This window comes from Nostocoides sp. F2B08, assembly GCF_009184895.1.
Lineage (GTDB): Bacteria > Actinomycetota > Actinomycetes > Actinomycetales > Dermatophilaceae > F2B08.
This window is the reverse complement of the sequence record NZ_WESE01000001.1, coordinates 299,500-314,872: the sequence shown is the minus strand read 5'-3', so window position 1 is coordinate 314,872 and position 15,373 is coordinate 299,500. Positions and strand designations below refer to the sequence as shown.

Annotated in this window: 13 protein-coding genes and 1 tRNA gene; 6 read left to right on the top strand and 8 right to left on the bottom strand. The window is 69.9% G+C overall.

Annotated features, from left to right (window positions below):
* Window positions 1–287 precede the first annotated feature (287 nt).
* Entirely contained in the window at window positions 288–605 is a 318-nt protein-coding gene (locus GA707_RS01415; RefSeq protein WP_152177027.1) for a WhiB family transcriptional regulator, read from the top strand.
* Window positions 606–616: 11 nt separating this feature from the next.
* Entirely contained in the window at window positions 617–1,186 is a 570-nt protein-coding gene (locus tag GA707_RS01410) for an HhH-GPD-type base excision DNA repair protein (RefSeq protein ID WP_152176628.1), read from the top strand.
* Window positions 1,187–1,261: 75 nt separating this feature from the next.
* Here GA707_RS01410 and GA707_RS01405 read toward each other — a convergent pair whose 3' ends face one another.
* From GA707_RS01405 to GA707_RS01390, 5 genes are all read right to left on the bottom strand, one after another.
* Window positions 1,262–2,623 (bottom strand): AarF/ABC1/UbiB kinase family protein, encoded by a 1,362-nt coding sequence (locus GA707_RS01405; protein WP_152176627.1) that lies wholly within the window; start codon window positions 2,621–2,623, stop codon window positions 1,262–1,264.
* Complete coding sequence (locus tag GA707_RS01400) at window positions 2,620–3,648, bottom strand: hypothetical protein (RefSeq protein WP_152176626.1); 1,029 nt, start codon at window positions 3,646–3,648, stop codon at window positions 2,620–2,622. Before GA707_RS01400 ends, GA707_RS01405 begins: the two co-directional genes overlap by 4 nt.
* 221 nt (window positions 3,649–3,869) lie before the next feature.
* Entirely contained in the window at window positions 3,870–4,031 is a 162-nt protein-coding gene (locus tag GA707_RS20665) for a DUF5679 domain-containing protein (RefSeq protein ID WP_193315111.1), read from the bottom strand.
* 184 nt (window positions 4,032–4,215) lie between these two features.
* The gene (locus GA707_RS01395) at window positions 4,216–4,809 is read right to left on the bottom strand and encodes an NUDIX hydrolase (protein WP_152176625.1); all 594 of its coding nucleotides are present in this window, start codon (window positions 4,807–4,809) and stop codon (window positions 4,216–4,218) included.
* Window positions 4,810–4,826: 17 nt separating this feature from the next.
* Window positions 4,827–6,461 carry a zinc-dependent metalloprotease gene (locus GA707_RS01390; protein ID WP_226963453.1) on the bottom strand — a complete coding sequence of 545 codons (1,635 nt, stop codon included), beginning with the start codon at window positions 6,459–6,461 and terminating at the stop codon, window positions 4,827–4,829.
* A gap of 250 nt (window positions 6,462–6,711) precedes the next feature.
* On the opposite strand from GA707_RS01390, the gene GA707_RS01385 reads away from it, so the two are divergent.
* Together GA707_RS01385 and GA707_RS01380 are read left to right on the top strand one after the other, a co-directional pair.
* Window positions 6,712–7,146 (top strand): molybdenum cofactor biosynthesis protein MoaE, encoded by a 435-nt coding sequence (locus GA707_RS01385; protein ID WP_152176624.1) that lies wholly within the window; start codon window positions 6,712–6,714, stop codon window positions 7,144–7,146.
* Window positions 7,143–8,219 carry a PDZ domain-containing protein gene (locus GA707_RS01380; RefSeq protein ID WP_193315110.1) on the top strand — a complete coding sequence of 359 codons (1,077 nt, stop codon included), beginning with the start codon at window positions 7,143–7,145 and terminating at the stop codon, window positions 8,217–8,219. The genes GA707_RS01385 and GA707_RS01380 overlap by 4 nt, the downstream gene beginning before the upstream one ends.
* A gap of 22 nt (window positions 8,220–8,241) precedes the next feature.
* Here GA707_RS01380 and GA707_RS01375 read toward each other — a convergent pair whose 3' ends face one another.
* Window positions 8,242–8,823, bottom strand: coding sequence for a PPA1309 family protein (locus tag GA707_RS01375; protein ID WP_370459967.1), 582 nt, complete (start codon window positions 8,821–8,823; stop codon window positions 8,242–8,244).
* A 233-nt stretch (window positions 8,824–9,056) separates the two neighbouring features.
* Here GA707_RS01375 and GA707_RS01370 point away from each other — a divergent pair, with 233 nt between their 5' ends.
* The gene (locus GA707_RS01370; RefSeq protein ID WP_152176621.1) at window positions 9,057–12,305 is read left to right on the top strand and encodes a UPF0182 family protein; all 3,249 of its coding nucleotides are present in this window, start codon (window positions 9,057–9,059) and stop codon (window positions 12,303–12,305) included.
* Between the two features lie 47 nt (window positions 12,306–12,352).
* Window positions 12,353–12,429 (top strand) — tRNA-Met (locus tag GA707_RS01365).
* Between the two features lie 133 nt (window positions 12,430–12,562).
* Here GA707_RS01365 and GA707_RS01360 read toward each other — a convergent pair.
* Both GA707_RS01360 and GA707_RS01355 read right to left on the bottom strand, forming a co-directional pair.
* Window positions 12,563–13,072: an Lrp/AsnC family transcriptional regulator gene (locus tag GA707_RS01360; protein ID WP_152176620.1), complete on the bottom strand. Its 510-nt coding sequence runs from the start codon at window positions 13,070–13,072 to the stop codon at window positions 12,563–12,565.
* Between the two features lie 145 nt (window positions 13,073–13,217).
* The gene (locus GA707_RS01355; protein WP_226963452.1) at window positions 13,218–15,236 is read right to left on the bottom strand and encodes a PTS mannitol transporter subunit IICBA; all 2,019 of its coding nucleotides are present in this window, start codon (window positions 15,234–15,236) and stop codon (window positions 13,218–13,220) included.
* Window positions 15,237–15,373: the final 137 nt, after the last annotated feature.

Here is a 15,373-nt window from a genome sequence, read left to right as displayed (position 1 = left end):
GGGATCCGCGGCCTTTTCGTATCCCATCCGAGACTCGGACCCACCCGGTTCGGCCCCCACTCCACATGAACGACCTCACGCCGACACCCACGGCATCCAGGGAGCACACCATGACCCTCGTCCATCCCGCGGCCAGCTCGTCGACCCACCCACCGCATACCCCCTCGCGGAGCGGCTCGGAGAGCACCGTCACCCGACCGACCCGCGTGCAGCGACCCCACGCCCACGAGGGCGGCCGCGCGCAGACCACACCCCAGCAGATCCATCCACGGAAGGAGGCGCCCGAGATGACCCTCACCGCGCTGCTCGACGCCGACGCCTTCACCACGGCCGTCGGCACGGATGTCCCCTGCCGCCAGGAGGACCCGGAACTGTGGTTCGCCGAGGCGCCCGACGACGTCGAGTTCGCCAAGGCCCTGTGCGGCACCTGCCCGGTGCAGCAGGCATGCCTGGCGGGCGCCGTGCAGCGACGCGAGCCGTGGGGCGTCTGGGGTGGCCAGCTGTTCATCGGCGGTGTCGTCGTGGCGCGCAAGCGGCCCCGAGGTCGACCCCGCAAGGACGCCCCACCGCTGGAGGGAGGGGTCCTGGAGCCGAGCGCGTCGTAGGCTGAGGAGCCATGACGACGCGTCTGCAGATCGCCCAGGACCCCCACGCCGACGAGGTGCTCAGCACCGATGCCTTCGGTCTTCTGGTCGGGATGCTGCTGGACCAGCAGTTCCCGATGGAACGGGCCTTCGCCGGTCCGGCGAAGATCCTGGACCGCTTCGGCACCCTGGACCCCAGCCGCATCGCGGAGGCCGAGCCGGAGGCGTTCGCGGACCTGTGCGCCACGCCGCCGGCGATCCATCGCTACGGACGGTCGATGGCGGGACGCATCCAGGCGCTCGCCCGCGTGGTCGTCGACGACTACGACGGGCGGGCGTCCGGCATCTGGGAGGAGGCGACATCGACCTCCGACCTGCTGACCCGACTTCAGGCCCTACCGGGGTTCGGCGAGCAGAAGGCGCGCATCTTCGCGGCCCTTCTGGGCAAACAGCTCGGCGTCCGGGGCGACGGTTGGCGCGAGACGATCGGGCCGTATGCGCAAGAGGGCTCGTTCCGCTCGGTCGCCGACGTCGTCGACGCCGAGTCCCTTCAGAAGGTGCGCGACTTCAAGAAGCAGGCCAAAGCGGCCGCCAAGGGTTGACGAGACGCACTCACCGGCGCGCACTCACCGAAACGCTCTGGCGTCCGGATCCGTGCGGCATCCGCCGGGAGCCCGTCAGATGAGGTCCTCGCCGTCGTCGCTCCCCATGACCGCCTCGACGGCGGGGAAATCCGCTCCGGGGATGTGCTTCTCTGCCAACGACCGTCCGGGCACCGTCCCGCCGATCTGGCAGAGGACGCCGATTCCGCCGAGCCACACGCGGTGGATCAGCAGATACTCGGGCGGAAGGTTGACCTTCGTCCCGACGATCCAGTTCGGGTTGCGGGGGTCGTTGATGCGAGCGCCGACACCGCGGAGCCAGTCCCGTGTGAAGGTGAACTCCGGCTCTCGCAACGGCTCGATGAACGGTGCGAGGTAGCCCACGACCTGCTCGGGGTCGACCGAGATCCCCTCGCGGATGAAGCCGGCCTCCTTGAGCCGGCGGACCAACGCGGGCGCGTCCTCGCGCATGGCGAGGGACAGGATCTCGCCGAGGGCCGGCGGCAGGCCGTCGGGCAAGCGGTTCACGGCGCCGAAGTCGAAGACGACGAGCCGGCCGTCCGAGGTGATCCGGTAGTTGCCCGGGTGCGGGTCGGCGTGCAGGAGTCGCGCCCGGCCCGGCCCGCTGAGGAGGAACTCGAGGTAGAGGCGGGCGGCGTGGTCACGCTCTTCCTGAGTTCCGACCTTGATGATGTCGGCCAGGGGGCGGCCATCGACCCACTCGGTCACGAGCACACGCTCGGACTGGGCGAGCACGTCCGGGACGAGGATGTGGGGGTTGCCGCGGAAGGCGCGGGCGAAGGCCTTCTGGTGGTGTGCCTCGAGGGAGTAGTCGAGCTCCTCCGACATGCGTTCCTTGAGCTCGGCCATGATCGGTGCCATGTCGATCCCCGGGACCAGCCCCCCGGCGAGCTTGGCGACCCGGCTCATCTGGTTGAGGTCACTCATGAGCGCCTTCGACACGCCCGGGTACTGGATCTTGACCGCGACCTCGCGGCCGTCCCGCCAAGTCGCCCGGTGCACCTGACCGATCGAGGCGGCCGCCGCAGGGGTGTCGTCGAACTCGGCGAACTTGGCGGTGCGCCAGCGGGGTCCGAGCTGGTCCGCGAGGATGGCGTGAACCCGCTCCGCCGGCATGGGGGGAGCAGCGTCCTGAAGTTTGGTCAGGGTGGCCCGATACGGCGCGGCCATCTCCTCGGGGAGCGCCGCCTCCATGATCGACAGCGCCTGGCCGACCTTCATCGCCCCGCCCTTGAGCTCGCCGAGGACGGAGAAGAGCTGCTCGGCGGTGCGGGCCTGGACCTCCAGGGCGACCATCTCGGCCGGCTTGCCGCCGACCCGCTTGCCCACCGCCCACGCAGTGCGACCGGCGAAGCCCAGCGGAAGGGTCGCGAGCTTGGCCGTGCGGGTCACGCCGCGGAACGGGAGGTCGGTCACCTGCCCATTCTCCCACCCTGCACGAAGCGCTCCGGATGGCTCGCGGTGCCAGGCGCGTCTACAGCAAGCCTTGGGCGGTGCCACGAGGACGGACACCGTGGGTGGATCGACCATTGCGACGTCGCGATCGAGGGTAGGGGGAGTGCCGTGTGCCAGCGGACCCCCGTGGGCGGCGGGTATGCGTCGGTCACCCCCAGCGCGAGCATCGCCACCGTCCCCGCGGCCACCGCGGCGAGAGTGTCCTCGACCGTGACCGGCTCGCCCTGGCCGTCCGCGAGGAGGTCCGTCGGCGTCCCGGTGTCGGCCGTCGCAGCGTCGGACAACGCGACGCAGTCGAGGCACGGGCCCGTCCCGGGCACGACGAGGGGACCGACGTCGACCGACCCGGGTCGGGTGAGGACCGGAAGATGGCGTACCCCCCGACGGGACCAGTCACGGGACCGTTGCCACGGCATCCGGGGCGCGACGCAGATGGCGAGTGCGGGGTCGACCGAGTCCGGATCGTGGTCGTCGGCCGAGGCGGCGTACCAGCCGGCTCGAACCTCACCGATCCCGGCGGACCGCAGCAGGCGCGCGATCTCCTGGACGAGGAGACCCCGACCGTCGACGAGGATCCTTGAGCCGGATCGGCGTCGGGCCAGCGGCAACGGTGACGGTCCGCTGAGGCTGGACTCCCCGCCTGCCCGTCGGCGCGCGACGGACCACGCGGCCGCCTCGACGCCGATGGACTCGAGGGGGTGGTGCGTCGTCAGTCCGGCCCCGTCGAGCGCGTCGCACAGCTCCACAACCCGATCGACGGGTAGGTCGGCGGCGACGGCCAAGGCCGCTGCGGGCGTCGGCCCGCTCAGGGTCGCGAGGCGGGTGATGAGGCGGAAGAGCTTGGCGGTCTCGGCGACGTCGGCGCCCGTGAGGACGACTCCGTGGACCGGATCGGTGCCGAGGGCGATGGTCCCGTCGGTCTGGATCCGCGGCGTCAGACCGGCCAGCAGGGGGCGAGCCGGCCGGACCGACGCAGGGAGGTGCATGCGGAGAAGTCAACCGCGTCCCTACCGGGTGTGCCGGGCGTCATCCACAACCCTGCGTGATCCACATCGCGGCCTGATCCTCCACTCGGCGTCGGTGACGTGGACCGCGTCCACGGTGTCGTCGTGTCCGACGACCGCCGCTTCCAACGACCGGGCGGGCGGGACCGAATGGTCCCGCCCGCCCGGTGGACACCCGTTGAAGCCGGGTGTCGGGTCGGTTCTCAGGCCTTGCCGAGAATCCGGTTGAGGTTGGTGCCGCAGTCGGGGCACTTGCCCTTGGCCATGCGGCGGCCGTTGTCGGAGACGACGACCTTGCCCTCGGCCTCCTTCTTCTCCTTGCACTTGACGCAGTAGAACTCGCCCTTGTAGGTCTCGTCAGCCATGGCTTCTCCTTCGGTCGAACCCTTGCGGCTGCAGACGTGGGTTCCGCCTGCGCCGTGAAGGGGCTGCGTACGACCATAAACGAGGCCGTGTGCGCGTCTTGCCCAATCCCCGTGCGGCGCGCCGTACGATGCGTCACTCGTGCCGCATAGTTCACATCCACCCCATGCGCACCGCCGAACGACCTCAACCCTGGTGGAAAGGGACGCCCCGAAGGTCGCGGAGGACGTTCTGACCTCGGGCGATGAGGGGAGGAAGGTCGCCCACGGTCCCGGGGGGAAGGGTGTCCACGGGCCACCACCGCAGGTCCAATGACTCCGCGCTGCATGCTGCGTCGGACCCCGGAGGAGCCCAGCCGACGAAGCGGACGTCGAGGTGCTCGCTGCAGCGGCCGAACCGGGCGCTGAGCCCGTGGCGGTGCAGCTCGGCCGGCCTCGGGGCGATCCGAACGGTGTCGATACCGGACTCCTCGCGCACCTCGCGGTGGACGGCCGCAAGCAGGTCGGGGTCGCCCGGCTCGATGTGGCCGCCGAGCTGGAGCCAGGACCGCGCCTTCGCGTGGAGGGTCAGCAGTACGTGCTCCCGGGTGTGGTCGAAGACCAGACACGAGGTCGTCAGGTGCACGGGCGGGCCGGTCTTGAAGACCGCAGTGTCGTCCTCGAGTGCCCGGAGGTATGCGGTGCGCAGGCCCTCCTGGTCGCGATCCTCGGGTGCATAGCGGCTCAGCGTGCGGACGGCGTCGTGCCAGACCGGTGAGCGCCGGGGTGGACGCTGCTCCATGGGCGCCGGCTCGTCACTCACCCGTCGCGGCGGTCGGCCTCGGTCGGGCCGGTCTCGCCCGACCCGTCGTCACCCGATCCGTGGTCCGGCCCGCCACCGTCCCGGGCCTCCGCGGATCCGTCGTCCGCGGTGGGGTCGAGAAGTCTGGCTAGCTCGGCGTCGAAGTCGTCGGACTCGGGCGCGCCGAACCGTTCGACGTAGCCCAGCGGGTCGTCCAGGTCGCTCGACTGGGGCGCGACGTCCGGGTGCTCCCACACGTCGTCACGGGCGGCCCGGCCATGGCGGTCCTCCATGGCGCGGAAGAGGTTGGCCGCATCGCGGAGCCGTCGCGGGCGCAGGTCGAGCCCGACGAGGCCGCGGAAGACCTTCTCCGCGGGCCCCCCGCTGGCCCGCCGCCGTCGGATGGCTTCTCCGAGGGCGGCGCCGTGGGGGAGGGTGGCGGCTGTCGCCGCCTCGGCGACGACGTCGACCCAGCCCTCGATCAGCGCCAGCGAGGTCTCGAGCCGGTCGAGCGCGCGAGCCTGGGCGGGGCTGGGGGTCGGCGCGAACATGGACCCGCTGAGCGCCGACTGCAGCGCGCCGGGGTCCTGCAGGTCCACGTCGCGGAGCTGGTTCTCTATCGCGTCGAGGTCGAAGGCGATGTCGGCCGCGTAGTCGCGGACCGCGGCCAGCACCTGGGGACCGAGCCACGGAACCTGCGCGAAGAGCCGGGTCCGGGCCACCTCGCGCACGGCGAGGTACAGGCGCACCTCGCCGACATCGACGGAGAGCCCGGAGGCGAGCTCGTCGATCGCGGCGGGGAGCAGGACCACGTGGTCGTCGGGGACGAGGGGCAACCCGACGTCGCTGCCGGTGAGGACCTCGCGGCTCAGCGTGCCGATGGCCTGTCCGAGCTGGGCCGAGAACATGCCGGCACTCATCCGCTCCAACATGCCCTGGACCTGACCCATGACCATCGCCGGGTCCATCCCGGGCGGCAGCATGTTCTGCAGCTCGGCGGGCAGCTCTCCGGCTCCTCCGGTCAGTCGGTCCAGCTGGCTGCTCGACGCCTGGGACATCGCCGCAGACAGGCCGGAGGCGACCGGGCCGACCAGCTCGGTCCAGAGCGGCATGGTCTCCTCGGTCCAGTCGAGCGGGGTCCACGCGTGGGCCCAGGCCGTATGCGGTGGCAGGGTCGTCGCCTCGTCGACCCACAGCGAGGCGATGCGAACCGCCTCGGCGACCGCGCGCGCGGCCGTGTCGTCGACCTCCTGGACAGCGTGTCCGGCCCCGGGGCCGAACCCGACGCGCGGTGCTGCGTCGCCGGGCCCGGTGACGACGGCTCGGGCGGCGGCGAGGGCGGCGTTCTGGTCCACCCCGCCGGGGACGGAACCGGCGGCTCCGCCGAGGAGGTCGCCGAACATGCCGGCGCCTCCGCCGGCCATCATCGACTGGAACTGGCTCATCGCCTGCTGGATGACCTCGGGGTCCATCCGGTCGAGGCCGAGGTTGCTCAGGAGACCGGCCATCTCCGGAGGGACGGGTCCTCCCGTCAGGCTCTCGAACATCTTCTCGAGCTCCGGGGGCAGGCCGGAGCCCTCCGATCCCTTGCCCTGAGGCTGGTCGGTCCGGTCGTCGTCGTCGGGGCGGTGCGGCTCAATGTCGTCGGGCACGTGACCATTGTCCCCCACGGCCGCGCCGGCGTCGCGAACCGCTCGACGGCGGTCCCCCTGCCGCCCTCCGGAACCTCGGCGAGTCGCCGGTGCGTTCACCCGGGATGTCGGCGCACGACCCTCGCACGCGCCGGCCGCCGGGTCGAGACCAGCCGCTCGGCGCATACGGACGGCGAGAGCCGCGACGGTGCACCCTGGATAATGGGCCGCCGGCCCTACTCGAGAGGGGAGAACGACGAAGGAGAACACGGTGTCACCGACCCACCCACGAGTCGCCCTGGTCGACATCCGCGAGGTCCCGCTCTCACTCGACGAGGTCGTCGCCGCCGTCGGACGAGCCGACCACGGGGCGGTGGTGACCTTCACCGGGGTCGTGCGCGACCACGACGGCGACCGCACGGTGACCGGTCTGGACTACTCAGCCCACCCGTCTGCCTCCGAACGGCTCGCGGAGTCGTGCGCCCGGGTCGCCGATGCTCATCCCGACACCGTGCTGGCCGTCGTGCACCGGACGGGGCGGCTGGCTCTGGGCGAGCTCGCCGTCGTCCTCGCGGCGGGGTCCGCCCATCGTGGCGCCGCGTTCGCCGCTGCCCGCGATCTCATCGACGACCTCAAGAGCACCGTCCCCATCTGGAAGCACCAGACGTTCACCGACGGCTCCGACGAATGGGTCGGACTCCCATGACCGGAGGAGTCGGCCTCCAGCGGCAGCGACTCGGGTGCGGCGCCGCGATGGTTCTGCTGGCCGGGCTGGCGGGCATGGTCCTGGCAATCGTGCTGTCCCAGGTCACGCTGCCCTTCGCGGTCATGACACCCGGGCCGATCTCGAACACACTCGGCGAGGTGGGCGACGGGACTCCGCTGATCGCGGTCGACGGAGCCCCCACGTTCCCGACCGACGGCGAGCTCAACTTCACGACGGTCCGGGTGGGCGGCGGGCCCGGCAACGAGACGAGCATCGTCGACTACGTGAGTGCCCGGCTGTCCCCGGACGCCACGATCCTTCCGCTGGACCAGGTCTTTCCGCCCGGCGTCAGCCGGACCGAGATCCGGGAGGAGAACGAGGCCGAGATGGTCGGGTCGCAGCAGGAAGCCGCTGCGGCTGCGCTGCGCGAGCTGGGGTATGCGGTGCGCGAGACCGTCACTATCGCCGGCGTCTCGGACGAGTCGGCTTTCGTCGACCGGCTCGAGGAGGGCGACGTCGTCACGCGTGTCGCGGGAGTGGCGACGGACGGCGCCGACGCGATCCGCGCGCAGGTGGCCGGGGTCGGAGTGGGTGAGGAGATCTCGGTCACGGTCCTGCGCGACGGCGAGGAGGTCACCGTGGCGGCGCCGACCATCGACGCCGGAGGGCGACCCGTGCTCGGCATCTTCCTCTCCCGCGAGTTCGACTCGGATGTGGACGTGACGATCACCGCCGGCGAGGTCGGGGGACCGTCCGCGGGCATGATGTTCGCGCTGGGGATCTACGACGTGCTGACCGAGGGGTCGCTGACCGGTGGGCAGGACATCGCCGGCACCGGCACGATCACCGCGGACGGCGACGTCGGCCCGATCGGAGGCGTGTTTCAGAAGGTCATCGGCGCCCGCGACGGGGGCTCGGACTACTTCCTCGCGCCCCGGGCCAACTGCGACGACCTCACCGACGGCGTGCCCGGCGACATCGAGGTGTTCGCCGTCGAGTCCTTCGAGGAGGCGCTCACGGTGGTCGACGGCATCGCCGACGGTGAGCTCGCCGACCTCCCCCGCTGCGGCTGAGTCGCGGGTCCGGCACCGGATGTCAGGCGGGGTCTGCGGCTGAGTCCGGGTCCGTCTCCGCCGCGGGTGCGAAGGTCGAGAGCAGTCCGTGGACCAGTCCCGGAGCGATGTCCTCGCCCTGGGCGACCCGATCGTCGCGGTCGTGGTCCCGCTGCCGCAGCAGACACGTGGCGGAGCCGTCTCGCAGGACGGCCACGAGGAGGCGGACGTCCTTGCGGTCGGGGTGACTCGCCAGGGTCGCGATCGCGTCGTCCGCGTTGCGGGGAAGGTTGCGTTCCGCCGTCGGGGGAACGACGATCCGCTCCACGGCGATCGCCGCCCCCGCCACGGTGTCCGGCCACATGACCTGGGCCAGCATCGACTCGAGATGCCCGGATGCCGGGAGATCGTCCTGCTCGACCGCGGTGAGTGCCCCCGGGGCGACGTCGTGCGGTGCGAGCGCGTCGAGGAACCCGGGTTCGTGACGCAGGAGGTGCGAGGTCTCGACGAGGGCGAAGAGCCGCACCGGCTGGTCCCATCCGGCGCCGGCGACGTGCCGTTCCGTCTCGAGCGCGACGATCGAGAGGGGATCGGTGACCGGACGCGGGGCGGGTGGGGTGCTCACGCAGCCATCATGCATGGTCTCGGGGAGTGCCGCATGAGAGACGGACGGTGCTGTTCGCCCCCGCCGGACGGGCTCGAACATCACGATCACATGACGGCGCCGCGGCCGGTGCCCCTCCGGCGGGAACTCCCAGCACAGGCAGGTAAGTTGTCGAAGCAGACCAGATCGCCCTGGGGAGGTTCCCCGGCGACCAGCAGCGACGCGTGAGGCCCTTCGTGAGTAACCCCCCGTGGATGAACCGCCCTGCCGACGACGGCGACACCGGCGACGACGCCGACCGCCCGGAGAAGGGCGGGCCCGACCCGACCGAGCCCACCGGGCCGCGACCCGGGTCGGCGCCCCAGGATCCGATACGCGACATCTCCGCACTCTTCGGACCGCTCGCCGGTGGTGGCGCCGGCGGCGGTGGAGCGCGCTTCGGCGGCGGTGGGGGAGGCGGCGGCGGTGGCGGTGGCGGCGGTGAGGGCGGACCTCGTGGCCCTCGCGGGCCGCGCCCCGCCACAGCGACGAAGCCGCGTCGGAGCCCGCTGACCATCACGATCGTCGCGCTCGCCGTGATCATCACCCTCGTGACGTGGGCAGCCGGCCTCTGGACCGACCTGCTGTGGTTCGACTCGGTGGGTTTCCGCGGCGTGTTCACGTCCATCCTGCTCACGCGGGTCCTGCTGTTCGTGATCGGCTTCGCCCTCGTCGCGGGGCTCGTGGCCGGCTCGATGGTCATCGCCTATCGGTCCCGTCCCATCTATGTCCCGACCACGCAGGCCCAGCAGGTCCTCGAGCAGTACCGCCAGGCCATCGAGCCGGTCCGGCGACTGTCGATGTATGCGGTTCCCGGAGTCCTCGGCCTGCTCGCCGGGTCGGCGGCTGCGTCGCAGTGGCAGACCTACATGCTGTGGCGCAACGGCGGGGAGTTCGGCACCCGCGATCCGCAGTTCAACCTCGATGTCGGCTTCTACGTCTTCGACCTGCCCTTCTTCAGGTTCGTCCTGAGCTTCGTCACCGTGGCGTTGGGGCTGGCCCTCGTGGCCGCCCTCATCACCCACTACATCTATGGCGGGATCCAGCTTCCGGGCCGAGGACCCTCGACTCGGACCGCCTTCATCCATGTGGGTGTCCTCGGCGCTCTCCTCGCCCTGGTCCGCGGTGCGGTGTACTGGCTGGACAGGTACTCGCTCACCACCCGTGAGGGCGAGCTCATCACGGGCATCACCTACACGGACGCGAACGCGGTCCTCCCTACGAAGGCGATCCTCGCCGTCGCCGCAGTGATGTGCGCCGGCATGTTCCTCGCAGCCATCTGGACCCGGTCCTGGCGCATCCCGATCGTCGGAGTCGCACTCCTCACCGTCACCTCGATCGTCGCCGGTGGCATCTACCCCGCGCTCGTGCAGTCCCTGCGCGTCCGGCCGTCGGAGCGCGCGCTGGAGTCGCAGTACATCCAGCGCAACCTGGACGCCACGCGGGCCGCCTATGGCATCGACGACATCGAGCGCACGACCTACCAGGCGACCATCGACGTCGAGGCCGGGCAGCTCCGGCAGGACGCCGAGGTCATTCCAGGCATCCGGCTCATCGACCCCAGTGTCGTCTCTCCGACCTTCCGTCAGTTCGAGAGCCTACGGCCCTACTACGCCTTCCCCGAGGTGCTCGACGTCGACCGCTATGCGATCGACGGCGAGTCCGCGGACGCGGTCGTCGCCGTCCGGGAGATCAGTCTCGACGGAGTTCCGGCGTCTCAGCGCAACTGGGTCAACGACCACACGAACTACACTCACGGCTACGGCTTCGTCGCCGCCTACGGAAACCGGAAGACCCAAGAGGGTGACCCGATCTTCTTCTCGGGCGGTCTGAGCGACAGTACCGCGGCGGGCGACTTCCAACCGCGCATCTACTTCGGTGAGAACTCCCCGATCTACTCGGTCGTCGGCGATGTCGAGGGCGCCAACCCGCGCGAGTTCGACATCCCCGACGACGACGAGGCGGGTGGCAACCGCACGTACACCTACACGGGCGAGGGCGGAGTGCCCGTCGGCAGCTTCGCTCGGAAGGCTGCCTATGCGCTCAAGTACCGCGAGCTGAACTTCCTGCTGTCGGAGTTCGTCAACTCGGAGTCGAAGATCCTCGACCACCGGACCCCCGTCGAGCGTGTGGAGCGGGTCGCTCCGTGGCTCACCTTGGACGGCAACGTGTACCCGGCCGTCGTGGATGGTCGGATCAAGTGGATCGTCGACGCCTACACCATGACGGCGAGCTACCCGTACAGCCGCCTGACCGACCTGCGGACGGCGACGTCCGACTCGGTCACCGAGCGGTCGAACATCATCACGGCCGGAACCGGCCGCATCAACTACGTTCGCAACTCGGTCAAGGCGACCGTCGACGCCTACGACGGAACGGTCACCCTATACGCGTGGGACACCGAGGACCCACTGCTCCAGGCGTGGTCCGAGACCTTCCCGGGCGCGCTCACCCCGCTCTCCGAGATGTCGGCCGACCTGATGTCCCACGTGCGCTATCCCCAGGACCTGCTCAAGATCCAGCGGATGATGCTGTCGAGGTACCACGTGACCGACCCTGAGTCGTACTACACCGGTCAGGACTTCTGGGCCGTGCCCGCCGACCCGACGATGGCGAGCCAGGACCAGCCGACCTACTACCAGTCGCTCGCCATGCCCGGTCAGGACAGTCCGTCCTTCTCGCTCACCACGACCTTCATACCTACGGGTTCCGGTCGGGAGATCCTGCGAGGCTTCCTCGCAGCAGACGCGGACGCCGGCAACGTGGCGGGGCAGAAGGCCGAGTCCTATGGAACCCTGCGGCTGCTCGAACTCCCGAGAGCCTCCGCCGTGGACGGTCCCGGACAGGTCCAGAACCAGATCGAGGTCTCGACCGAGCGGTCCCAGGACCCGTCGGAGCAGCTCAACCTCAGCCAGTTCATCGCCCAGAACCGGCAGAGCGGGCGCGAGCTGACCTTCGGCAACCTCCTGACCCTGCCGGTCGGCGGCGGCCTGCTGTATGTGCAGCCGATGTACGTCCAGTCGTCGAGAGAGGGCGGAGCCTTCCCGCAGAACAAGGCGACGATCGCCGTGTTCGGCAAAGAGGTCGCGTGGGGCACCACGCTCGATCAGGCCCTCGATGGACTGTTCGGCGGCGATGCCGGTGCCAGCGCCGGTGACTCCGACGTGACGACGGATCCCGACACTCCCACGGATCCCGACGCCCCCACCGAGCCGGAGGAGCCCCGTGAGGCCGACTTCGAGGCACTCGGCCAGGCTCTCGCGGATATCCAGCGGGCCTACGCCGACGCTCAGGCGGCTCTTCGCGCCGGCGACTTCACCGCATACGGAGAGGCACAGGACCGGCTGCGGGAGGCGATCGCCCGGGCCGTCGCCGCGTCACCGAACGACGTGCCGGTTCCGACCCCTACGCCGACCGACGGGTCGACCGCCGCTCCGGCACCCGAGGAGAGCGAGGCGCCGTAGCACGGATTTGGAGCCGCTCCGGTCCTGACGTAAGGTAGAGGAACCGACGCGGGGTGGAGCAGCTCGGTAGCTCGCCGGGCTCATAACCCGGAGGTCGCAGGTTCAAATCCTGCCCCCGCTACCAATCGCGTCAAGATCACGAGAGCCCCCGGACCACACGGTCCGGGGGCTCTCGTGATCGGCGTTCGATATCGGCCCACCCGTCTGCGTCGACTCACCCGTCTCCCTCGGCCCGCTCCCTGAGATCGCGCGGAGGCTCAGACCTCCCACTCGTAGGAGAACTTCTCGATCCGCAGGATGAGGGAGGTCTCGACGTCGATGATCCCCGGCAGGGAGCCGAGCACGTCGGTCGTGAAGGACAGCAGATGGTCGTTGTCCAGGAAGAAGGCCTCGACGATGAGGTCGAAGCGACCGGTGGCCACTCCGAGATAGCGGACCTCGCGCTGGCTGCTCAGCACCTCACTGGCCTCCCTGATGTGCGGAAGCCGCACTGAGAGGCCGATGATCGCGGAGAGGTTGTAGCCGGCGACCTGGGGTGTGGGAACCGCGACGATCTCGAAGTACTCGTTGGCGCGCATGGACGCGATCCGTTTGCGGATCGTGGTCTCGGTCATCCCCAGCCGGCGCGCGATCTCGGTGTTCGACGTGCGTCCGTCCTGCTGCAGGATCTTGAGGATCTCCCGATCCGTCCCGTCGAGCTTCACCGGACTATCCCCCTGTTTCCCCTGGATCCGGCCCCCGGCCCGGGGGCCGGACTTCTGACCCATGGCCCAACCTTAGCCAGACCGAGCACCCCGGCAGGGGGAGAGCGGCGAGGAGAACTTGCGCACCGAACGGCCACTGGTGCGACCCGACCGGCGCGCACGGCGAAGCGCGGGTGCCGGGACGACACCCGCGCCTCGCTCTGTGCGCTCAGACCGCGGATCCCTCGAGGATGTCGCGGACCTCGGCCGTGGACCGCGCACCCTCGAGCCGGGCCACCTTGTCCGCGTCCAGGAACACATGGGCTATCTGCTGGAGGAGCTGGAGGTGGTCATCGCCCTGGCCGGCGATCCCGATCACGAACCGGGTCGGCTTGCCCTTCCAGTCGATCGGCTCCTCGTACCGGACGAAACTCATCGCCGAGTGTCGGATCGACGACTTGGCCTCGTTGGTGCCGTGGGGGATGGCCAGGCCGCTGCCCATGTGAGTGGACACCGACTTCTCCCGCTCGTGCATGGCCGCGACGTACGAGGCGTCGACGGCGCCCGTGGCGACCAGGAGGTCGCCGGCCTCGGTGATGGCGTCGTCCATCGCGTGCGCGCTGCCCCGGAGTCGGATGGCATCGTCGGCCAGAAGCGTGGACGGCGAGACCGAGGTGGTGCGGTCGGACGCACGGTCGGGTGTGCCGGCCGCGTGTGCCGAGCCGACCGGGACGACGACGTTCGACCGCTGCAGGAGCTCGACGATCTCGTCGTAGCGAGGGCTGCCCATGAAGTTGTCGACGGCGACATGGATCGCGGAGTCGGTCCGCTGTTTGGCACGGGGCAGGAGATCCTGGTGCGTCACGACGAGGTCGTAGTCGTCATGCAGGTCCGAGATGGCCTTGTTCACGACGGACACGTCGTCGAAACCTGCGTCCTGGATCTTCTTGCGCAGGACGGACGCCCCCATCGCCGATGAGCCCATCCCGGCGTCGCACGCGAAGACGATGTGCGTGATGGGGCCGTGGCCGCTTGTCGCGCCGGCGCCGGCCAGCGCCGACGAGGCGATCGACGTCTTCCCCTTCAGTGCCTCCATCGAGGCGGTCGCCGCGGTGAGGTCGCCGTCGTCGTCGGACTTGTCCAGCCTGAGCAGGAACCCTGCGACGACGAGGGTCACCGTGGCAGCGAGCACGACCGAGAGGACGACGCCGACGAAGCTACCGCCCGGGGTCTGGAGCAGGACCGCGATGATGGAGCCGGGCGCGGCCGGTGCCCGAAGGCCCGAGTCGAAGAAGACGTTCGTGAAGACGCCGGTCATTCCGCCGAGGATCACGGCGACGATGAGCCGGGGCTTGGCCAAAACGTACGGGAAGTAGATCTCGTGGATACCCCCGAAGAAGTGGATGAGCGCCGCGCCCGGGGCGCTGGCCCGCGCCAAGCCCCGACCGAAGAACATGTAAGCGAGCAGCAGACCCAGGCCGGGACCAGGGTTGGCCTCCAGCAGGAACAGGACCGACTGACCGTCCTCCAGCGACTGTCTGGTGCCGAGCGGGGTCAGGACGCCATGGTTGATGGCGTTGTTGAGGAAGAGCACCTTGGCCGGTTCGATGAAGATGGATGTGAGCGGCAGCAGTCCTGCGACGATCAACCACTCGACCGTCCGCCCGGCGGCATCCGCGATGGCGGAGACGATCGGGCTGATCACGAAGAACCCGATCGTGGCGAGCGCCGCGCCCCAGCCTCCGGCCGCGAAGTTGTTGACGAGCATCTCGAATCCGGGCCGGATCTTCCCGTCCCAGATGGCGTCGATCTTCTTCATCGACCAGCCGCCGAGCGGGCCCATGATCATCGCTCCCATGAACATGGGGATGTCGGTGCCGGCGATCACGCCCATGGTGGCGATCGCACCGACCACGCCGCCACGGACGTCGTAGAGCATCTTGCCGCCGGTGTACCCGATGAGGAGAGGAAGCAGGTAGGTGATCATCGGGCCGACGATGCCGGCGCCGGCGTGGTCTCCCCAGCCGCCGATCTGGGCGACCCAGCTGTTCTCCGCCAGGCCGCCGTTGCCGCCGCGGTTCAGCCATCCGTTCTCGATGAAGAGGGCCGTGATGAATCCCCACGCGATGAAGGCCCCGATGTTGGGCATCACCATGTTGGAGAGGAAGGTTCCGAACTTCTGTACGTGCACGCGGGCCGACGTGCGTTCCGTGCGTTCCGGTGTTGTCGCTGTCGCTGTCCGGGTCACGGGGGCTCCTTTCGCCGTGATCCACGCCTGTGGGGATCTGTGTTTACTTTTATATCGGTCCGATCTTGACCGAGTCAAGAGGGTCTGCCACACTTTTTCGGACACACCCTCACAGATTCGACTCATACGACGGTCCG